The sequence below is a fragment of the Aureimonas sp. Leaf454 genome, assembly GCF_001424685.1.
Taxonomy (GTDB): domain Bacteria; phylum Pseudomonadota; class Alphaproteobacteria; order Rhizobiales; family Rhizobiaceae; genus Plantimonas.
The window spans coordinates 135149-156275 of the sequence record NZ_LMQT01000023.1 but is presented as its reverse complement, the minus strand read 5'-3'; the positions used below and the strand labels follow the sequence as shown (position 1 = coordinate 156275).

The 21127-nt window shown below is 65.2% G+C and carries 18 protein-coding genes and 1 pseudogene; 10 read left to right on the top strand and 9 right to left on the bottom strand.

Annotated features, from left to right (window positions below; translation table 11 throughout):
• Positions 1-367: 367 nt before the first annotated feature.
• The gene (locus tag ASG43_RS18440) at positions 368-676 is read right to left on the bottom strand and encodes a helix-turn-helix transcriptional regulator (protein WP_056508150.1); all 309 of its coding nucleotides are present in this window, start codon (positions 674-676) and stop codon (positions 368-370) included.
• A 212-nt stretch (positions 677-888) separates the two neighbouring features.
• Between ASG43_RS18440 and ASG43_RS18435 the strand changes: the two genes are divergently transcribed.
• The 4 genes from ASG43_RS18435 (at position 889) to ASG43_RS18420 (ending at position 6795) form a co-directional block, all read left to right on the top strand.
• The gene (locus tag ASG43_RS18435) at positions 889-1551 is read left to right on the top strand and encodes a hypothetical protein (RefSeq protein ID WP_156386775.1); all 663 of its coding nucleotides are present in this window, start codon (positions 889-891) and stop codon (positions 1549-1551) included.
• Between the two features lie 72 nt (positions 1552-1623).
• Entirely contained in the window at positions 1624-3171 is a 1548-nt protein-coding gene (locus ASG43_RS18430) for an AAA family ATPase (RefSeq protein ID WP_162244743.1), read from the top strand.
• 8 nt (positions 3172-3179) lie between these two features.
• Positions 3180-3536: a hypothetical protein gene (locus ASG43_RS18425; RefSeq protein WP_156386774.1), complete on the top strand. Its 357-nt coding sequence runs from the start codon at positions 3180-3182 to the stop codon at positions 3534-3536.
• Between the two features lie 967 nt (positions 3537-4503).
• The gene (locus tag ASG43_RS18420; protein ID WP_056508146.1) at positions 4504-6795 is read left to right on the top strand and encodes an AAA family ATPase; all 2292 of its coding nucleotides are present in this window, start codon (positions 4504-4506) and stop codon (positions 6793-6795) included.
• 19 nt (positions 6796-6814) lie between these two features.
• On the opposite strand, the gene ASG43_RS18415 is transcribed toward ASG43_RS18420, so the two are convergent.
• From ASG43_RS18415 to ASG43_RS18400, 4 genes are all read right to left on the bottom strand, one after another.
• Positions 6815-7546: a RibD family protein gene (locus ASG43_RS18415; protein ID WP_056508145.1), complete on the bottom strand. Its 732-nt coding sequence runs from the start codon at positions 7544-7546 to the stop codon at positions 6815-6817.
• A 117-nt stretch (positions 7547-7663) separates the two neighbouring features.
• Entirely contained in the window at positions 7664-8941 is a 1278-nt protein-coding gene (locus ASG43_RS18410; protein WP_056508144.1) for an NAD(P)/FAD-dependent oxidoreductase, read from the bottom strand.
• Positions 8942-8954: 13 nt separating this feature from the next.
• On the bottom strand, positions 8955-10505 hold the full coding sequence (locus ASG43_RS18405; RefSeq protein WP_056508143.1) for a sodium:proton antiporter: 1551 nt from the start codon (positions 10503-10505) through the stop codon (positions 8955-8957).
• Between the two features lie 119 nt (positions 10506-10624).
• Positions 10625-11467 carry an oxidoreductase gene (locus tag ASG43_RS18400; protein WP_056508142.1) on the bottom strand — a complete coding sequence of 281 codons (843 nt, stop codon included), beginning with the start codon at positions 11465-11467 and terminating at the stop codon, positions 10625-10627.
• A 513-nt stretch (positions 11468-11980) separates the two neighbouring features.
• Here ASG43_RS18400 and ASG43_RS23410 point away from each other — a divergent pair.
• The 5 genes and pseudogenes from ASG43_RS23410 to ASG43_RS18380 all read left to right on the top strand — a co-directional run bounded on the left by ASG43_RS23410 (position 11981) and on the right by ASG43_RS18380 (position 15833).
• On the top strand, positions 11981-12247 hold the full coding sequence (locus tag ASG43_RS23410; protein WP_156386773.1) for a hypothetical protein: 267 nt from the start codon (positions 11981-11983) through the stop codon (positions 12245-12247).
• Between the two features lie 169 nt (positions 12248-12416).
• Positions 12417-12599: pseudogene (locus tag ASG43_RS23650) on the top strand (chromate transporter); the annotation flags it as partial.
• Positions 12600-12844: 245 nt separating this feature from the next.
• Positions 12845-13804, top strand: coding sequence for a hypothetical protein (locus tag ASG43_RS18390; protein WP_162244742.1), 960 nt, complete (start codon positions 12845-12847; stop codon positions 13802-13804).
• A gap of 132 nt (positions 13805-13936) precedes the next feature.
• A complete protein-coding gene (locus ASG43_RS18385; protein ID WP_244488158.1) occupies positions 13937-14842 on the top strand; it encodes an AraC family transcriptional regulator in 906 nt (301 codons plus the stop codon).
• 82 nt (positions 14843-14924) lie between these two features.
• Positions 14925-15833 (top strand): DMT family transporter, encoded by a 909-nt coding sequence (locus ASG43_RS18380; protein ID WP_056508139.1) that lies wholly within the window; start codon positions 14925-14927, stop codon positions 15831-15833.
• A 52-nt stretch (positions 15834-15885) separates the two neighbouring features.
• On the opposite strand, the gene ASG43_RS22335 is transcribed toward ASG43_RS18380, so the two are convergent.
• Positions 15886-16062 carry a hypothetical protein gene (locus ASG43_RS22335; RefSeq protein WP_244488157.1) on the bottom strand — a complete coding sequence of 59 codons (177 nt, stop codon included), beginning with the start codon at positions 16060-16062 and terminating at the stop codon, positions 15886-15888.
• Between ASG43_RS22335 and ASG43_RS22960 the strand changes: the two genes are divergently transcribed.
• Entirely contained in the window at positions 16053-16259 is a 207-nt protein-coding gene (locus tag ASG43_RS22960; RefSeq protein WP_156386771.1) for a hypothetical protein, read from the top strand. The two genes, ASG43_RS22335 and ASG43_RS22960, sit on opposite strands and share 10 nt — an antisense overlap.
• Positions 16260-16864: 605 nt before the next feature.
• Here the strand turns inward: ASG43_RS22960 and ASG43_RS18370 are convergent.
• From ASG43_RS18370 to ASG43_RS18360, 3 genes are read right to left on the bottom strand one after another with little or no spacing between them, the layout of a single operon-like run.
• Positions 16865-17311 carry a hypothetical protein gene (locus tag ASG43_RS18370; RefSeq protein WP_056508137.1) on the bottom strand — a complete coding sequence of 149 codons (447 nt, stop codon included), beginning with the start codon at positions 17309-17311 and terminating at the stop codon, positions 16865-16867.
• On the bottom strand, positions 17308-19269 hold the full coding sequence (locus ASG43_RS18365) for a hypothetical protein (RefSeq protein ID WP_056508136.1): 1962 nt from the start codon (positions 19267-19269) through the stop codon (positions 17308-17310). The genes ASG43_RS18370 and ASG43_RS18365 overlap by 4 nt, the downstream gene beginning before the upstream one ends.
• Positions 19270-19273: 4 nt before the next feature.
• Entirely contained in the window at positions 19274-21064 is a 1791-nt protein-coding gene (locus ASG43_RS18360; RefSeq protein ID WP_156386770.1) for a hypothetical protein, read from the bottom strand.
• Between the last annotated feature and the right edge of the window lie 63 nt (positions 21065-21127).

Here is a 21127-nt window from a genome sequence, read left to right as displayed (position 1 = left end):
TGCTCGCCTTGACGGAGCGCGTCATGTTCATGGCAACGCGCTTGGACCATACGAGCCGGCATGAGCGTCCAGCGGTCAGGTCGCCATAAGTTGAATGCCACTCCATGCAGCGAAGATGAAGGCACGCTTCGAAGCCAGTTGCATCGGTCGCCTTGCGTCCCGTACGCATCGCAGTGCTTTGGCGAACCGAGATGACGCGTGCTGCCTCAGACCGGGTCGTTGCGCGCTTCCAACCCGAGCATGCCCGCCAGAAGAGGGTCGCCGGTGGTTGAGAAAGCGCGGGCCTTGCGTCCTTCGGCGACCCGCGATTTGACGGAAGCAAGCCGTCCGTTCCGCGCCATGCCGCTCGAGCCATGACGCGCCGGGATCACGCCGAGGGCTCTTCCTGCTTTGCGCGACCGCGGCGCTTCTCTGTACGCTTCCGCGTCCAGCGCTTCGCCGTTGCGCGGGAGACGCGGACTCCCGGTCCGTGGAGTTCCGTCTCCCCCAGGAAGATGATGCCTTCCGCCTCCAGCACCTCCTTCACGAGTTCCATCGTGGACAGCAGGCAGTCGGCTTCGCCCGCCTCCATGTTCTGGAGGGAACGGCGCGACAACTGCGCCCGCTGGGCCAACTCATCGAGCGACAATTTGGCCAGCAGCCGGGCGGCCTGGAGGAGGTTTGGATCGACGGCCATTGGGCCGGAGCATCCCTGAGAGGACGTCGTTGTCAACAATTAGAAGGGGCATGCATTTTGATGGCTTGTGAAGGCAATCGAAGTGGTTTCACAGGCAAAGCATTGCATTCCGATATGGCGAGCAGTATGGAATCGGCATCGAACGGCAGCACGCCCGATTCGCGGGCTAAGCCGGGGCTGCGAGCATCAGCGAGCGAGCGGAGGTGCGTGACGTGACCGCGGTTCCCCTTAACCACGAAGAGATCCTCGGCATGGCCCAGGCGCGCCGGGACCGGAGAGCGGCCAAGCTTGCCGACGGGGCTCGCCGCCTCGCGGCCGCCTCCGGCACGCGTCTCCCGTCCGCCGACGAGCTCCTGCGCGGCCATCCCGTACTGGGCGAGGACATCAGGCGCGACATCGAAGGATTCGTCGACCGTGCCTTGCGCGGGTTGCGGCACCCGGAGGCCACGGAGTCCCTCCGCCGGCTCGCGGAAGCCGCACGCGGCACGATACAAGATGCGCGCGGCGGCGATGATGCGATCCTCGCGGCGATCCGGGCATGCAGCCTCCCGCCCGAAGCTGACCCCGACGGCACCATCCGGCTGCGGTGCGTGATCTATGCCGCCCTCCTCGGGGACGTCGATGCCGCGCATGTAGTCGCTGCCGAGGCCGCACTTGCGGCCTACGTGCAGGATTGGCACCTCGAGGGCGACGGCAGCGACCTCGTTTGGCAGGCGGTAGGCTGGTCCGCGTTCGCCGCCTCCCGCGTCGAGGCGTTTCGGCCGCTACCGTACGCACTCGCCGAGATGCCTTCGGTTCGAGATCGCGTCGACGCGTTCGCCGAAGACTTCCGTCTGAAAGTCGGCCGACTGCTCGATGAGACGGATCGGACATGAAGTTCGTCGATGGGCGCGTCTAGCTCGGATGAGTGCATTTCCGTTACCGAGCTGAACAGGCGGAGACCGCTGATGGTAGACAAGATCGCGGGCACGCTCTCCGTTGACGAGATCGAGCTCTTGCGCGACCGGCATCTAATTCATGGGCTCGTCGCTTGCGGCCGTGCCGGGCTTGAGGATCGACTTCGTGAGGTGCGTGAGGGCCTCGCCCATGAGCGAAGCCGCTTCCTCCTCGATACCGTTGCCGAAGCCAGCAGGATTGAACACTCGCATCTTGTGGACTCCCCGCTTGCGGAGCTCCTGCAAGATGCTGACGAGACCCTTAGGTGGACAGTGCTCACCTACCTTGCCACCTCAGGATACCGCCCTGCCCAGATCGAGCTGTCCAGCCGCTGCGCCGCCGAGGCCTACCTCATGGCATCCCTGCGCGACAACGTTCGAGGAAGAACGCTCGACGTCGCCGGTCGCCGCTTGCTCACACGCGCACTGAACGACGCCGAATGGATGGTGGGCCATGCCGCGGGCTGGGGTGCCGTCGCGAACGGGGCACGGAGCCGAAACCGCCGCGAGGACACCTCGCTCACCGACCATGCGAAGGACTTAGGGGTGGAGGTGACGTCCGGCCTCTGGGCCGCCGTTGCGACGGAAGCTCGAGACGATGGGTATCGGGAAGGATACGCGACGGGTCTCCACGGCGCCGACACAGGTGCAAAGGACGTTCGCGCTGCCGCCGAGCCGACATTCGAGGCCAGGCTGAGCGAGGATGCTCCGTCGCTCGTGGTGGTTTCCCATTCCACGCTGCCGTCCCAAGAGCGACGGGAGTCAGGCCTCTGGGACATCGTCGGCAAGGCCCTGCCGCTCGTGACCGCAAACTTGCTGACCGAGAAGCGTCGTCATCTTCTCGACGCGCACCCGCATGCGGTCGATGCGATCGAACGAATCCTGGGAGACCTCCGCGAGGGGCACGCCGTCTCCTTCCGGCCTACGCTCCTGGTCGGCGCTCCGGGGACTGGCAAGAGCCGCCTCTGTCGCGACCTTCTCGACGCCTTCGGCATTCCGTTCGCGCCTGTCGACGCCGGGACGACGTCGGACCACGGCCTGACCGGATCCGCGCGACGTTGGTCGGGAGCCTATCCGTCCGTGCCCGTGCGCCTGTGGGTCCAGCACAAGATTGCGAACCCCGGCGTTCTGGTCGACGAGCTTGAGAAGGCCGGCCGTTCCTCCGCGGGGTCGGTGCACGATCCTCTCCTGTCGCTTCTCGAACCTCTCTCCGCCGAACGTTGGCGCGACCATTACCTCGACACCGAGGTCGACGCGTCGAAGCTCAACTGGCTCTTCACCTCCAACTCGACGACATCGATCCCCGGTCCACTCCTGAACCGCCTTCGGGTTTGCAGGCTCCCGCTACCTTCGCTCCCGCACGTTCCCGCCATTGCCGCCCGCATCCGGCTCGACCTGCTTCGGGAGCGATCGCTGGACCCCGCCATGGAGCCGCCACTCGACAGCGAGGAGCTGACGGCACTGTCGGCGGCATTCGGAGCGCAAGGCAGCCTTCGCGACCTCAAGCGATACGTCGAGGGCGTGCTCGATGCCCGTCTGCATACCACATTGCGGAATTGAGGACTGCGATGAGCGACAATCCAGATTGGCGTGTGCATCTTGGCCGGCACTGGGCCGAGCAGTTCCAAGGGAGTCCCTTCAGCTTCGCCGTGGGGGACGGTTGGGCCGACCTTCTTCGTACCGTGTTTCGGCGGGTCGACGCCGTGCTCGATGACGACGAACGCGGGTTCTTCGCTTGGTCCGACATCAAGGAAAAGTTCGGCGCCGTGCGCATGACGCACAACGGTAGCGACCATGTCGATGCGATCGTGGACTGGGCCGAGGAGGCGTCGAAGCGGATCTGTGACCGATGCGGCCGCGAGGGGCGGATGCACACCGACGGCGGATGGTGTCGAGTTCGATGCGACGTCTGCGTAGGGCTATGATCAATCATCTCAGGGCGACTAGGAGCCGCAATCACCGGAACGGATACGTCGGATCGCCGGCCTGCGGTAAAGCGAATACCGACGACCTGCAACTTCCATCAATTTCAAGTCGCCATCGAAAGATGGTCGCCGTGGCGCGGCCACTGTTGGCTGTTGGTTCATCCTTCAATCGGCAAGGAATTACGATGACCATCCTCGTGACGCCCGACGGAGCGCTGCGCCAAATCGACGAGCACATCGACATTCTCCGACGTCTCTTGACTGATCTCGAGGAACTTCGTCGAAGCGGTGTGCCCACCCCGAGCTCACTCGGCGAAGCCCCGTTCCTCGATAAGTGGTCGTTTGCTCACCGACTGGTACCCTGCCTGAGCGGCTATCCCGAAGGTCATCCAACGTGCCGATCAGGGCGGATGGCGAGGACCTCGGACCTCTGGGTCATCGCGCCGGAGCGAGGCTACGCCCGCACCCTTACGCGTTTTTATCGTCTGGGTACGCGCGGATCCGTGGACGCCACAGCAAGTTAGGCCGGTATCACCTCGACGAGGCGTTATCCCGACTTCGGCGGCAGCGGCGAAGATGGGATACTGTCTGTGGCTTGGTGGAACCGGTGTCTGCGCCGCCGCAGCGTCTACGCGGTCATTCCGCCAAGCCAGTCGGCCCGCGAAGGCCCGGGTCTCCGTCTACGACATAGCCGCGTCTTTGAAGGCAGCCGAGACACCTCGTCCAGCCGGAAAGGTCAGGCGCACGATATCACCACATCGACTACGAGCCCCTCCGCGGTGGACCAGGTCACGCCGGATGACCGATGGGAACAATCGAGGCGGAGCGGTCGCTCCTGACAAGCACGCCCACCATCCGCCGATGGCGTGAGCCGGAACTGTGGAAAGGGCATCGGCGGCACTACGGAAGCTATCGACACCTGAGGTAGTGTCGTCTAGCCCGTCCGCCGCTCCGAGCCCTTGCCACCATGCTGAAGAAGATCGTTATCAACAACGTCGGCGTGCTGAAGGCCTTCAGCACGCCTAGCAGCCCGCGGCTCGAGCGGTTGACGACGATCTACGCACGGAACGGACGCGGTAAGAGCACCCTCACGGCGATCCTGAAGGCCGCCGGGGACGGTACTGCCGAACCCGTCGTGGGACGGCATTCCTTCGGTAGCGACCGCCCTCCCGAGATCGTCCTTGCAAGGGACTCGGGAACCGTCCGCTTCGCCGGCGAGCGTTGGACGTCGCGCTTGCCCGTTGACGTGTTCGACACGCACTTCATCGCCGAGAACGTGCACGCGGGAGAGATGCCAGACCTCGGGCACGACCGCGGGCTCTTCTCGGTGATCGTAGGCCGGGACGGCGTGCGCCTAGGCCGACGGCTCGAGTTCTTCTCTGGAGCCGCCAAACGCCTTGCGGCCCGATTGAAGGCGGCCGAACAGGCCTTGGTCCTCGACCGGCCGAGCGACATGCCGCTCGCCGACTTCGTCGCCTACGCGGCGGACAGAGGACTGGACGAGCGCATCGCAGGAGCGGAGCGCGCCTTGCGGTCCGCGCGGCAGGCGGAGAGGGTGGCAAGGCTTGCCGAACTGACCCCGCTCCCGATACCGGCGACCCCGGCGGGGGTCGCCTCCGTCCTCGCATCGACCGTGGCGGACGTCGACACCTCCGCGCGGGAGCGGCTCGCGGAACACTTCCGCAAGTTTGGACTCGGGAAGGCCGGCGGCGAGTGGGTGCGGTTCGGCCTTGAACACGTGCACGGGGACGCCTGCCCAATGTGCGGCCGGGACGGCGTCGACGAGCAAGGTCTCGTGACACTGTACTCCGCCGTCTTCAGCGAATCCTACCGCAACCACCTCGAATCCGTTGGCGCGGTCGCGGACACGGTTCGCGACGCCCTCGGACCATCGGCGTCAGGCAGCATGACCCGGATCCTGTCGGACAACGGGACGCTGGTCCGCGATTGGGCCGAGTTCCACGACACTGCCGGCTTCGGGCTTCCTGACGTCTCGATGGCATTGGACGACCTCGCGCGTGCGCACGAGCCCCTGTCCGCGCTTATGGAGGCGAAGCGCGCGTCTCCGCTGGAGCCCGTCAACGCGCCGGACGTCCTCGCTGCCGGCCTGAAGGCGGCCGCACGCGCGGAGGAGCGTATACGAAAGTACAATGTAGCCGTGGAGGCAGCCAACGTTTCTCTCCGCCAGCGCAGGTCCGTCGAGGCCATCCCAGAGGCCAGGGCGGTCGCCGTGCTGCGCGACCTCACCAAGCTGCGCGACCGCATAGACCCCGGCGTAGCGTCGCGGATCGCCACCTACGACAGGGTGCGGCGACGCGATGAATGCGCGCGCCGGATGCGGAAGGTTGCGCAGGACAGGCTGAAGGCGGCGAACCTCGACGCCTCATCGCACTATCACCGCCAAGTGAACTACTATCTTGCCCGCTTCGGCGCCAAGTTCGCGATCTCCGAGATCACTAACAGCATGGCTGGGAACGCCGGCGCCTCGGACTACGGCCTCCTCGTCCGCGGCACTCCCGTCGCGCGGGGACGCGGTCGCGACCGGCAGTCCGAGAGCACGCCGAACTTCCGCAACGCGCTCTCGACAGCAGACAAGACAACGCTCGCGCTGGCGTTCTTCTTGGCCAAGCTCGACCGCGACCCCGACCTTTCCGGACGCATCGTCGTATTCGACGACCCTCTGTCGAGCCACGACAGCCATCGCAGGTCGCGGACGGTGGAGGCCCTGCGGGAGCTGGGGACACGGTGCCACCAGGTCCTTGTCCTGTCGCACGACGAATGGTTTGTGCGTGAGCTGTGCAGGGCATGCCATGCCATGAGCCCGGTGACCTACCAGATTGAGTTCGAGGGCGCCGAGCAGTGGTCAGTCGCCAAGAGCGTCGACCCGGACGACCTGTGTCGGAGTGACCACGCGGTCTCGGTCGACACGCTGAGGGCCTTCCACGAACGACGCGACGGCGACCCCGCGACCGCCGTGCTACATGTCCGGAGGGTGCTGGAGACGCATTTCCGGCGCGCCTACTCCGGCTGGTTCGGTCCCGTCGACGATCTCGGAGCCATAGTCGACGTGATCAGGAAGGAAGGGCCCAACCATCCATGCGCGTCGCTGCTCCCCCGGCTGGACGCCTGCAATGCGGCGACACGCAAGCGGCACCACGGGGAGGACGCGCGGTTCGGTTCGAGAACGGGTGTTGATCCCGATGAGCTGGACGGCATCGTACGGGATGCCCTGGTGCTCATCGGGGCGGTCAGGAGCTAAGCCATACGCTTCACCAGGTTCAACGAGCGGCGCACTGCTTATCCGTCTGGGACGCGGTCACCGCGTACCGTAGGTGAAGAAGGTCATGTTCCAACGGCTCGGCACCGATCAAGGACAGTTGGACCTTACCCGCCAACCCCTCGTCCCCATGGGCAACGATCCCCTGCTCGTTGACCCGGCCCACAATCGCGGGCGCAACGATAACGCTCAGCTCGTCGACGAGTCCTGCGGCGAAGAACGAGCCGTTGATGCCGGCCCCGCCCTCAAGCAGAAGGCTTTCGATCCCGAACGCTACTCGCAACGTCCGAAGCGCCTGCGCGAGATCGATCTCGGGTCCGTCAGCTACGATGTACGAGATCCCGTCGGCCGCAAGCTCCGCGATGTGCTCGTCCGGAACGTCGCTGCCAAGGACCACGATCACGGCGTCGCCGTTGATGTCGGGCTTCCGGAAGTGGAGCTTCCCGGATCGGTCGATCGCGATCGCATATTTCCCGGTCCCGGGACGGGCGACGTGGAGCGGCCTCTCGACACTGACGGGGCCTGAGGGACGATGCGGTTCACCCTTCGCCATTTCGGCCATCGTTACGCGGCCCACGAGCCAAGCGTCGCCCGCGAGGGCTTCATGAACTGCTTCATACGCCTCGTGCCAGTCCTGCACGGTGCCGTTCGGGCTTTGCGTGTAACGGCTGGGATGGAGCCCGCCGTCGATGGACGACATCATGTGGCAGATCACCTTGGGACGGTCGTTCATGCTCGTTTTCCTCGATTGATCGTGATGATCGGGCATCGTCCGCGCCGACCTCGCCGTCGTCGTGTCTTGGCGTCGCCTCTCGCTTAAAGGCGCTCGGGATCGTTGGCACGGACTGGGCTAATCCTCGTGAACTTTTGCTGACGCGAACCCACGCAATCGAGCGCCCCGCGTGACGGCGGCGAAGGCTTCGTTTGCGGCACGGACGCCGCTGTCATGGGCGCCGTGCGCTGTGGTGAAGTCGAACGGGTGTGTGGCTTCGCCTGCGAAGAACACGCGATCGTCGAACGGCTCGGCGAGGCGTGCTCGAGCCGCGGCATAGCCGGGCAAGGCGCAGCTATAGGCGCCGCCGATCGAGGACGTTCGGTGCCAATGTGAGGCTGCCAGTGGACGCAAGAAGCGCTTCACGTCGCTTCCGAACAGTCCCACAAGCTCGTCCCGAGCGAATTCGAAGCCTTCATCCATTCCTTGGTCCACGACGCCGGCGCCATCCCCGCCGAGGAAGCATTCGATGACGGGCGCCCCGAGTGGTCGGATGTAGTAGCTCCCTGTTGCCCGGGTCCGGGGGTTGCCGAGCACGCTCGTTTCGTCCTCGAACGGCGCGTCGCCGACGATCTCGAGGAACACCTTCTCGTTCCGTCCGAGCGGCAGCGAAGCAGCGGACGCTTGCCATAGTTCGAGGTCGGGGGGCATCCGGATGGCACTGCTGGCAAGGACCGCCGTCGAGACGGTGAGGATGACCGCGCGGGCCTGGATCAGGCCGACAGTCGTCGTGACCGCAACCCCATCCCGAGTGAAGTCGATACACTGAACGGCAACCCCGGTGTGCACGGTCGCGGACGGCGGCAGGCCGGTGGCGATCAGGGCGCCGTAGCCCCCGACGACGCGCCAGTTGTTGCGCGTCGACGCATCGTCGTAGGTGATGTAGTCCTTCGCTGAGATGCGCTCGGGACCGACGCCGCTGATGAACCCGGTCATGGCCGCGATGAAGCCGTTCCAAGGTCCGTCGGGAACGAGCGCGTCGCTCGCCCTGTCGCTAGAAGAGGCAGCGTCGGCAAGGCGGTCGGTCCATGCTTCGTACGCACGCCTGGCCGCTGCTTGGTCCTCTCGTGGGAAGCCAAGGTCTCGGAACTGCTGGCCCCAGACCGCAGCGCGGCGATCGACGGTGAAGCCCGACCGCTCGGCTATCGCGGTCCAGGCGTTCCGGTCTCCCGAATGAAGCCATCCGCAGCCAAGGTCGAGCGCATGCCCGTTGACGACGCGCGTTTCGGCCCGCCCTCCGACGCGGTCCATCGTTTCGAGAAGCAGCGGGGACGCGCCGAGTTCGGACAGGCGCCGCGCCGCGCCGATACCGGCTGCGCCGGCGCCGACGATCAGGAAGTCGACTTCGTGGGTCATGCCGTGCCCTGCCTCAGGTTCGTGTCGCGACCGCGAGGTCGGCGACGTCGAGCTCCTCCTCGATGAGATGGAACGCGTCGTCGCCGATCGTCCCGTCCCGTCGAAGTTCCAAGAGGCGCTCTCGTCTCGCGACCAGAGCCCTGGCCCGCACGGCCTTTTCCGGTGGCGTCGGCCTTCCGTCGCCTTCCCTCGCCTCTTCGGCCACACGGCGCTCAAGGGCCAGCTCGTCACGCAGGACCTTGGCTCCCGGCGCCCCGTCATCCCGAATGGATGCGATCCCTGCGTCCGCGGTCGCGATACGGGCCTGCCGGACTTCCATCTCGATGGGGTCCACCTCTTCGAGGTGAAGCGCCTTCACCAGCGGGCGCAAAGTCAGACCCTGGATCACGAGGGTGCCGAGGGTGACGGCGAACGCGCAGAACAGGAGCATGCCCCGTTCCGGGAAGTCGCCGGGCAAGGCGAGAGCCGTCGCGATGGTGACGATCCCCCGCGTGCCGGCCCAGCCGACGATCAGCCCCGTCCGCCAGTCCGGCAGCGTGCCGCCGTCAAAACGTGCCGGGTGGCTCCGCTTGATCTGACGTCGGTTCCATGTGGCAGCCGCAAGCGTCCAGACGAGGCGGACGCCGATCACCGTCGCGAGGACCGCTGCGCCGACCAGCGTCCAATGTCCGAGCTCGTGGGCGGGAGCGGCGGCGATGACGGGACCCAGTTCCAGTCCAATGATGAGGAAGGCGAGAATGTTGAGGACGACGACCGCGGTCTCCCAGACGGCATAGGAGGGAATGCGCAGACGCGCGGACGGATAGGCGGAGGGCAGCCGCGCCAGCGTCATCGCATAGCTGACGATTGCCAGGATCGGCGACATGCCGAGCCATTCCGCGGCGACCCAGACGCCGAAGGTCGAGATGAACTGGAAGATGATCGACGAGGGCACGTCCTCGATCTGACGGGTGACCTGCCCGACGAGCCAAGCCAAGGCGACACCCGCCACCAGGCTGCCAACCAGCGACAGGAGGAAGGCAGGCGCGATCACTTCCGCCCCGATCCCGCCGCCCGAGGCTACAGCCGCCAGCGCCAGCCGATAGATGAGCAGCGTGGACGCGTCGTTGAGGAGCGCCTCGTTGCGCAGGATGACGGAGACGCGGTGGGGCAGTTTCACGTCGCGAAGCACGGTCGTCGCGGCGACCGCATCCGGCGGCGCCACGATCGCGCCGATGGCGATCGCTGCCGCCCAGGGGATGGTCGGCACGAGGTGATGGACCACCACGGCGACCGCCGCGGTTGTCAGGCCGACGGCGATCAATGCAAGGCTCAACACCGCGCCCCAGTTCCGCTTGAGGTCCCGGAGCGAGGTGTCGTAGGCCGCGTCGAGCAGGACCGGAGCGACGAAGAGCGCCAGCACCAGCGAGGGTTCGAGGTGAAACTCGACGTCGAAGGGTGCGATCGCGATGGCGACACCGAGGAGTGCCAGCAGGACCGGGTAGGGCAAGTGCCAACGCCGGGCGAGCCCGAGCATGCCGACGCCGACTGCCAGCATGACGAGGATGGTCTCAAACACGATCATGGAGCGCTCACAGGCAGCTTTGCCGACCGCAAAAGGTAGAGCGGTTCTCCTGCATCACCATCAGGACGCTTCGGCCCCGTGACGGAAGACCGAGATCCGTCAGGACCGAACCGCGCATCTCAATGATCGCTTGGGAAATCTGCGCCGAGCGACACCTCTTCCCATTGGTCGAACTCCTCGCCGATCGCAGCGAGCTGCTGGCGCGCCATCTTGAGACCCGGTGCGCCCAGCACGAGCCGAAGCGGAGGCTTCTCGGCGTCGACCGCGGCAATGATGGCATGCGCAGCCCGGACGGGATCGCCGACCTGTTTCCCGCTGCTCTCGGCAACCTGTTTGAGACGCGCGTGAACGGTTTCGTCGTAGGCGGCGATCGGCTGTCCCGAGCTCTGGAGGGAACGTCCCGCCCAGTCGGTTCGAAACGGGCCAGGGAGCACGACCGTCACCTTTAGCCCGAGGGCACCCACCTCCTTCGACAGCGCCTCAGAGAAGCCGACGACGGCGAACTTCGTGGCGGCGTAGTAGCCGGAGCCGGGATTGCCGATCAGGCCTCCGACGGAGGAGATGTTGACGACGTGGCCACGCCCCCGGGCGCGCATGTGGGGGAGGGAGGCTTTGGTCATGGCGATCAGGCCGAACACGTTGGCCTCGAACTGCGCACGGTAGGCCTCTTCCTCCGCTTCCTCGATCGCGACGAGCAGGCCGTACCCGGCGTTGTTGACGAGGACGTCGACGCCGCCGGATGCCTCGACCGCGGCGACGGCTGCCGCCACCTCGTCCGGTTTCGTTACGTCGAGCTGGAGAGCCGTGGCGTTCTCGTGGCCTTCGACGAGGTCGGTCAGGTCCTCGAGCTTCCGGGCGGTCGCGAAGACGCGCTCGCCGCGTTCGATCAGGACTTCGGCGAGAGCCCGTCCGAGCCCGGTCGAGCAGCCCGTAACGAGCCAGTTGCGGTGGTCTTGGGGCATGTGTTTTCCAATCGGTTGGACACGAACGCATGGTTTGTCGGCATGCGATGATGTTCGCTGGCCAGTGGCGGATCATGAGCCGCGACTAACCTAAGGTGTCGGTCAGCGAGGCGCTCCGGTGTCCTCCAGCCACTTCGTAACCTCCGTCAGGGTCTCGCGTTCCTGGTCGCATTCCTTCGAAAAGGCTTCGAGGAGCCGGGCGTCCGGCGCGTGTTCGGCAACTGTGCTGCTCTCTCGCTGCTGTCACGACTAGGATCGCTGGGTGCCGGAAGTTTACGACACAGAGATCGGAAAATATTTCTGCTCTGTTGGGCAGCCAAAACATGCTGGCGATAGGGAGCGGCTGGAAGGCTGCTGTCGACTGAAGCTTGCCGTTCGACGTGCTTCGCTGGAGACGTGAAAGCGGCCGTTCCGCGGTACGGGTTACTACGCGCTGATCGCCACGCCCCCCCAAGGGCCTTCCACGAACGACGCGAGGGCGACCCCGCGACCGCTGTGCTGCATGTCCGTAGGGTGCTGGAGACGCATTTCCGGCGCGCCTACTCTGGCTGGTTCGGTCCCGTCGACGATCTCGGGGCCATAGTCGACGCGATAAGGAAGGAAGGCTTCCGCCATCCATGCGCGCCGTTGCTCCCCCAGTTGGACGCCTGCAACGCGGCGACGCGTGAGCGCCACCACGGAGAGGACGCGCGGTTCGGTTCGAGAACGGGTGTTGATCCCGATGAGCTGGACGGCATCGTACGGGATGCCCTGGTGCTCATCGGGGCGGTCAAAAGCTAAGCCATACGCTTCAGTAGGGTTCAACGAGCGGCGAGCTGGTCATCCGTCTGGGACGCGATCACCGCGTACCGCAGGTGAAGAAGGTCATGCTCCAACGGCTCGGCACCGATCAAGGACAGTTGGACCTTACCTGCCAACCCCTCGTCCCCATGCGGTGGCGGCGCCGACCCATCTGTCCTTCGGTATCCCGCGCAGGGCCGGCGTCGCCTGCCTCGCCCTGTTCGCGGTCCCGCTCGTCGGGTTGCCCCTGCTGGCGACGGCTACTGGGTCGCAGTCGGTTGCCCTGTTCGACGCTTTCTACCGTTCCGGCTCGCTTGTGTTCGGAGGCGGCCACGTGGTGCTTCCCCTCGTGGCGGTAATGCCGTTCAACGAGACGGGAGCCGAACCCGGCCAGACCTACTTCGCGGATGGGCTCAGCGAAGACCTCATCACCGGGCTTTCCGCTATCCTGAGCTGGCGGTGGTCGCCCGCAACTCCACCTTCGCCATCCGTGGGCAAGCCATGGACACGCGGACCGTCGGTCGCACCCTCCATGCCCGCTATGTCGTGGAGGGCAGCGCGCGGCGCCAAGGCGAGCAGTTGCGGATCTCGGCCCAGTTGATCGACGTGGAAACGGGTGCGCACCTCTGGGCCAGGACCTACGACCGCGCCGTCACGGACGTCTTCGCCGTGCAGGCCGAACTCTCGACTGAGATCGTCGCGGCCCTCGTGCCCTGTGTCCGGCGTTCCGAACTGGTTTCGTCCGACAAGAAGCCAACCGAGGACCTGGGGGCATACGATCTCGTGCTCCGTGCCCGGGGCGCCCATCCACATGGTGCGGTCGACGCGGCTTCCCTCGACGTCTCTCGCGACCTCCTACATCAAGTCTTGGCCGCAGATCCCGACTATGCAGAGGCACACGCGCAACTTGCCCTGAACCTGATCCAAGGGACGGTTCTCGGCAGCGGCGCCGGCGACCTCTCGGCGGGCGTTGATCAGGCACGCCAGGCGATCCGACTCCAGCCGGACCTCGCGCTTGGCTATCGTGCCCTGAGCTTCGGCCTCGCGGTCGGTGGCGACTATGCCGGGGGCCTCCATGCGGCGGAGCGCTCGGTGTCCCTCAATCCCAACGATCCGGAGAGCTTGGCGGGATTGGCGAAGGCGCAGCTCCGCTTCGGATCCTACAACGAGGCGGCACGCAACGCCGCCCGGGCCAGCGAGCTTCATCCCATGGCACCCGACTACTACGCCTTCATCGAGGGGCAGGCTCTCTACGCCTCGGATCGTTTGGACGAGGCAGCCGACGCCATGCGGGACTGCCTGATCGGCACAGACCAACGCGCAAACTGCCTGCGCATAGCGGCGGCCGTCGACGTCCGCCGCGGGAAAGTGGACGAGGCGAGGGAGTCCATGCGCCTCCTCATGGCCCTGGACCCCGGCTTTACGCTGGAGAAGGAAGCGGGGGCCCAGCGCTACGGGACGATGCCCGTCCTGCGTCGCTACATGGCCGATCTGGGGGAAGCCCGCCCGCCGAGGTCCGCGACGATAGAGATCGTAGCGCCGCGTCCTGCGAGCTGAACGTAGGCTTGGAACAAACCGATAGGCCAGTGTGAGAGCCGTGGTGATTAGTGCTTAGGCTCATTCGGGTGGAAACCGGTCGAGCAGCTTTCGAGGCGTTTGGTGCAGAAAGCTGCCGTTCGCGATAAGTGGATGAACGGTAACAACGGCGTGAACAGTCAGGTGGAAGCGATGGATGATGGGCCGGGCCCTGTGTCCCGATCGGAGCGGGTGTCGCTTCGGCGTCCGCTCGGCCATCGCGGCCTCGAGACGCTGGCGGCCCACTACGTGCGCCAGCGGTTCAAGCCGCACTCCCACCCCGAATATCTGATCGGCGTCATCACCGGCGGCGTGCACTCGGTCTGGTGCCGTGGCGAGCGTCATACGGCCCTGCCGGGAACGGTCATGTCGATGCGGCCCGGCGACGTCCATCACGGCAACGCGGCCGTCGAGGCCGGCTGGATGCAGCGCATGTTCTACGTCGCCGAGGACACGATGCGCGAGATCCTCGGCGATCGCCTTGACGCATCGACTGCTCCGCTCCCCGACTTCGAACGCTGCGACCGCCACGACCCCCTGCTGGCCGTGCGCCTCAAGCGCATCCACGACAGGATCCACGCCTCGCGGCTGATGCTGTCGCGCGATGCGGCCTGGGCCGACTTCGCGGACGTCGTCGCCGTGCTGGCCGGCGGCGCGCCTGGAGACGACAGCCCAGGGGCTTTGCCCGATACGCGCGCCCGTGCGATGGTCGACTATCTACATGCCCATGTCGGCGAGGACGTCAGCCTGGACACGCTCTCGTCGCTCGCTGGCCTCCGCCGCCGGCAGACGATCGACCTATTCAAGAGGGAAACCGGCCTACCGCCGCATGCCTACCATATCGGCCTGAAGGTCCGTTTGGTTCAGGACCGCCTGCGCAAGGGGCACGCGCCCGCCGCCGCCGCGATGGAGGCGGGCTTCGCCGACCAGAGCCACATGGCCCGTCACTTCTCGGCCATCGTCGGCCTGACGCCTGCGGCCTATGCGCAAGCCGACCGGGTCCGCACTTTCGTTCTATAGCGCGCTCGCCTCGTTCCCTACCAAGCCCACCGGAAGCCGAGGACCGCTGTGGTCCGGCGGCAGGCAGGGCGAAGGCTTGAGCATGTCCCATCCATCCGGCACCGCGGCGCAAGGCGCGCACCGATCGACGTTTGCCGCCGACGCGGCGGTGCTCGGCATCGCGCTCGTGTGGGGCGCGAGCTATCCCGCCACCAAGAGTGCGCTGGCCTATGCCCCCGTCCTCGTCCTGATCTTCTACAGGTTCACGGCCACGGCCTGCCTGATGGGGCTGGCGGCGCGCCGCGAGCTCGCTTCCGCCGGGCGGGGCGACGTCCTTCGCGGCGCTGTGCTCGGGACGATCCTGGCCGCGATCTTCGTCTGCGAGATCGCGGGCCTCGCGATGACCAGCGCGACGAACGCGGCCCTCATCATCTCGCTCTGCACGCTCTTCACCCCGTTCCTGGACCATGGCCTGTCGCGCCGCCTGCCGCCGCCGATCGTCGTCTGCGGCGCGATGATCGCATGCGTTGGCGTGGGCCTGCTCGTCGGCGGGCTGACGAGCTGGACGCAGGGGGACGCGCTCATTCTTCTCGCCGCTGTGCTTCGTGCGGTGATGGTGGTCTCGACCAAGCGTTTGATGTCGGCACGTTCGCTCTCCTCGGTCGCGCTGACGGCCGTGCAGGCCGCGACCGTCGCCACTGTTGCCCTGGTCGCCCTTGCCCTGACAGGCGGCGTCGGGGGCTTGGCAGTGCGGGCCGGCGCCGGCTTCTGGGGCAGCGTCGCGTTCCTGTCCCTGTTCTGCACGATCGCTGCCTTTTACGTCCAGAACGCCGCAGTCCGCCGCATGAGCCCGACACGGGTCGGTTTTCTGATGGGAACCGAGCCGTTGTTCGGCTTCGCCTTGGCGCATGTCCTTCTGGCCGAGCCCGTCACCGGCGCCGCCGTGCTCGGCGCGGCACTCGTCGTGGCGGGAACGTTCGCGGGGCTTCTGGCCGACCACCGGACGGGCTGAAGCCGGCGGCCATCCCTCGATCATCGACTGCGGCGCTCGGAGTATCCAGCCATCAGCGTAGGGTGCGAAACGCCTTGCGCATCTCGTCCGCGAAGACTTGCGGCTGCTCGAAGGCGGCGAAGTGCCCGCCACGCTCGACCTCATTCCAGTAGAAGAGGTTGGGCCATTTGGCCTCAGCCCAGGCTCGCGGCGCGCGGTAGATCTCTTTCGGGAAGATCGTTGCCGCCATCGGCAGCTCGATGGTATGGCCTCGCTCACATCCTGTCGATGGTCATCACCCGCGAGACCGGCATCGCCATGGCCCCGACCCTCGGCGGGCCGGAGCTGATCCTCGCGGCTCTCGTAATCATGGTCGGCGGGCTCGTAGCGCTCCTGCCCGCCGCCTTGCTGCACCGGTGTCCCCTGGTCGAAACGCTGCGCGCTTGACCACGCGTGGTTGGCAAGCCCCGACGCTGCCGGCAGATGCGGACCGATGCGGTTGCCTGAGGGCGTGCCGGCTCAGGCCGCAAGCTCTGCGGCGATGACGCCACTGACGTCACGCGCGGTCCGGGCGGCACTGATGAGAGTTGCGGAGGCCGGTCGATTCAGTCGCCATAGCAAGCAGCCACATGCGGAACTCGGCGACCGACCGGGCCCCGTCCATCGCTATGCGGCTGTCGTCGCCGACGATCCCGAGCGGGCGGAAATGATCGAGGTTGGACCGGAAGCCGGCCACCACATGACCGCCTCCTCAAGGATCTCAGTCTGCATCGTCTTGCTGCCGAGCAGTCGCTCAAGGTTGCGAATCCGCGTCCGCAGATCGCGGACCCTCTGCACGCCTCCTGCGGCTGGAGCGGCGAACGAGTTCGGTATCGTGCCGCCCTGGGACTGCGCGTCGCAGAAGGCGACATGGTGAAGTTCGTCTCGATTGCCGCAGCGCGGATGTTCGCCCGAGTGACTTGCCCAGGCACTGTCGACGTCTTGAAAAAAGGCTTCGGCGAACGCGCGACATCCATGCCGCGGGCGGCACATGCGGTGCCCAACACCGATTATCACTTGCCCATGTCGTCGGGTGGTCTGAAGGCGACAACGTTGTTTCCGGCCTCGGATCGGTCCTGCCGCGCGGCGCGTCGCTTCCCTCTATCTGTTTCCTTCTCGAGCTCCCGCATGCGGATGATCATTGCCGCAGCCGCGTCCAGGGCTCTGTCGCGATCCTCCGTCAACTGCTTGTTCGTTCTGTTCAGCCCATCGAGCTTCGCCTGCAAGCGAGCGAGGGGCCCCTTCTCAAGAATTTTGATGCGATCGAGTATCGCCGTTCGCTCATACAATGTGCTCCGACCTCGTTTGGCCTCCTTGGCCACGTTCATCGGATTTAATCGAATCGTCTGACCCTTCTTGAGTTTCGCAACGAGTTCCGGATGACTGGGACACTTCTGAAGTATGCGGTCGATCGCGAGATTAAAATCGCGGTCGATCTCGTCGCATGATTCCTCGATCATTCGCCTTTTACCTCCGCCGCCTTGATACCGAACCGGGACAACACCGAGGCACATTGAGCCATCCTCAACCGTGAGAGGCTTGCGAGGCCGGCCTCGCCTGACGCGGTCGCGGACTTGTAGACCTCATCGTAACGGTCCCAGCGCGCACGCCAGAAGGCTGCGTGGTCGGGGGACAGGGCGAGGTTCTCGCACTCCCAGCATACATCTGGCCGGGCGGCGGACCAGAGCGGGGTCGGCATCACCCAGCGGGCAACGCATCCCATCGTGCAACGGCCGGATCCCGGGCGATAGATGCAGTCGCCGGCCGGCTGGCCCCCGAAGCTCAGTTCGTGGACCCGAACGCCCGTTTCGATCACGATGTCCTCGATGTCGCTCCTCCTTTCGGCATCGTCCCTGTTGCCCAAACGGACCCCGAGCCGCTCCCCCGACTGCCGCACCGTTTCCGCCATGGTGCCGGAAGTGGACTTGCGCTCCGATACGAGGGAACCAAGAAACGCGATGGAGTTCTGGACCGCGGCGTCGTCAAGCACCTGCCTGTACTCGGGGTCGACCCTCGCGTAGCCGACTTCCGTGACGGCGAGGTTGACGTGTAGAAAGTGCGTGCGAAGCGCCGGAGGCATGCGGCTGTCGGTGCGGACCACGAACTGGGCGAAACTCTTTCGCCACTGGCTGGGAGCGATATTCCAGTCGGTTATGCCCGCATGCTCCCTTGCAAACGCCTTCTGTGCACGTCGCACCTGATCGCTAATGGCCGGGACGAAGGTCGTCGCGGGAGTGATGTAGGTTTGGGCCCGCTGAGCGTACAGGGCGAGCCGCCGCTTGTTGGCGTCGGTTCGGAAGCAACGGTACAGCCTGACCAGCGCGAGGACAGCCTTGATCGGCGGGGGCAGATGGCTCGTGCCGACGGGTCTGGAGCCGGCGACCCACTCGTGTTCCGTCCAGTCGTGGCGCCCCTTGTACACCCTGCCCTTTATGAAGAAGATCTCGTCGAGTCCGGATACGGACCTGCGCACCGAGATGCACGCCGGGAAGCCCGACCTTGTCGGATCGACGACGAGGCCGCAATATTCCGAAGTGCGCAGACCCACGCCGCCTTGGATCATTACCGAACACGCGTCGCGCACTGTTGCCATTGCGCTCCAGATTAACCAGGCGGCTTCGCCTTGGAAGTAGGGCAGCGCGCCCGGGAACTTGCGTGAGACCGTTCCTAGATACCGACGCAGCCTCGCCTCTCGCTTGCACTCGCCGAGGGCGGCGATTCCGCCGGCGATTTTCATGTAGGCTTCGATTGCGCCGATGATCTCGTCGACGACGTCCAGCACTGCCATCGCGGACGTCATCACCTTGATGAACACGTCGTCTTCCATTGGGGGGATTTGTCCGCGCGCGTCAGCGGCCAATTCCTTCGCTTTGGAGAAGGGCGACGCGCCTCCGTAGGGTTCGCCGGCAGCGGGCTCGACGCCCGCCAACCTCAACTCCGAAGCCTGCTCCCACAGCAGTCTCGGCAGTGTGAGGAAGTGCAGGAGGTAGGTGGCGGTCGGCGGGTTCACGCGACCGACGATCTTGTCCAGGCAAAGATGTTCCACGTACTCTTCGAATGCGGTGGCATCGAGCTCGGCAAAAGCCCTGTAGTCGTTCTCAACCATCCAGCGGGCAAGGTAAGCGACCTGCTTGCCAAAGTAGGAGGCCATCCCCGGCTTGTATCGGATCCCAGCAGTCGACGCCGTAAACAGCGACCATATCAGACGACGGAACGAGTCCAGCAGACTTTCCCACTTCGGATCGGCGAGCCGCGATCCGTCGTGCAGACGTACCGCCCAGTTGATCGTGCTGCGGTCGTCGCGCTGGCCAGCGGTGTGATTATCAAACTTCCATTGGTCGTCATTCCAGAACGATCTGTTGCTGACCCTTTGGCCGCACAACGACTCCTTTTTCAGGTGGTGGAGTTTCGCCTGCATCTGTTTACTCGATGATGTCCAAGGGCGGCAGGCGCATGTCTTCGGCTGCTGCCCAAACGGTTCGATCCGAATACAACGGAAGCCAGATTGTCCTAATGGCTTGGAGGGCTGGAAGCCAAAAGCCGATCCAGCGCGACGCATTCACGACCGACTTCGCAGATTCGATGGAGGCTTCCAACTGGACGATACGGGCCAAGCTGTACGGATCCCGAGGGTTGACGGCAGCCAGCGGGCACATCGGGCAACTACCCCAGGCCTGGCACAACCTTCCCGGCTTTTCGCCCTCGATCGGCGAGTCGTAGGGGTCGAGGCAATCGTAGCCGTCTGTCGCCGCGCGTGTCGCTCCTCCCTTGCCCGACTGCCTTGGATCGGACTTGCCTCTAGTCGCGACCCAGCGGTCCCTTCGATTCTGATGCTGTGCAAGCCTCTCCTTGCCTCGCTCCTTTGAGGCGTCGGACGTGTAATGCATCTCCGTGGTTTCGTAGCTCTGATGATTGAGTATCGACTGCCTGGCGATGATGTCGCCATGGTACAGTATATCCACCATCTCAGAGATGGTCGGCCGGATCTGTGCCAGCGTGAATGGATGCAGCTCGTTTTCCGCGACGAATTTCTTCAGGTTGTGGCCGAGCAAACTTTGGTCGCGCACCTGAAAACCCCCGACCTGGGACGTGCCTGTCTTCGGGAAGATAAACAGCTTGTTTGCGTCATGCGGTACCGAGGCCCAACGAATGCGCGCGGTGAGCTTCCTTACGGCTTTGATGAGATTGATGGGGTTGTCGATGCTTCTGTCGCTCGCCGGATATGTGCGATACTGGCTTATGCGCGAGCGGTTCTTCTTCCCAAGCAGTCGATGGCGTCTGTCACTGCCGAAAATCTCGGCATCACCGATTAGCAGCGGACTTTCCCGTACACAGTCCTGTCTAATTGTGATGGTCGTCTGTGAATTGAATGCAGTCTTGATGCAAAGAAGAACGATGAACGGGATGACAGTCCTTGAACTGAGGTGCAGGTAGCTCCAGACTTCCGCAAGCCCACCAGCATCGCGCACTCCTCTTCCAAGCGCCGGATGATGGGCATCCGCCTTTTCGATGGTCGGCAAGTAGCCATTCATTTCGCGGGCGATAGTCGAGACGGTCTGGGCCAGCGTTGTCGCCGCACCCCACGTCGGCGGCGGGTTGCTTCGGCCTTGGCGGATGAGCAGCCCACCTGCTCGGTGACGCGCCAACGCGACGTTGATCTCCTTTAGACACGCAAGCTCGATCTTGGTGAGCTCGACGATGGGTATCCCCTTCCGGGACACACCGTCGCCGCGTGCCCCGCTCCATGGATTGCGGCGCAGCCGAAGATCGGGAGGCAGCAATTTGGCATAGGCAGGTATGGTTTTGAGCGACGCAATTATCGCTCGGAACGTCCCATAGTAATGACGCCTGGTCCCTTCGCCCAGGCTCACGGTGAGATGGACGATGTACCGGTCGACCAACTCCTCAGAGAATTCCTCAAGCTTGATCGCCGATCTCCCGTCCTCCTTGAGAAAACCGAAGAAATTGGTGGCTGCGGCGAATGCCGCCCGCGCGGTCCCTTCGACGTTCTTGTGGTAGGCGATGAAAAGGGCCTCCGCGAACGGAACGGCGATATGGACGCAATCTGTCCACTGCGCAGGGGCGCGCAACGGTCGGGCGGGCCCCTCCGTGCCCTGCGGCATCAGTATGGACAGTTTGGCGATCGATCCCGAGGCCTCACTTTCGACCGTGACGCCTCCTTTGTAGCGCTGGTGATCGCGAAGCTGGACCACGTTGCCCGGAGCGCTCGCGCTCCGCCGCACGGCAGAAACAAGCGAGGACCGATCGATCGTCCG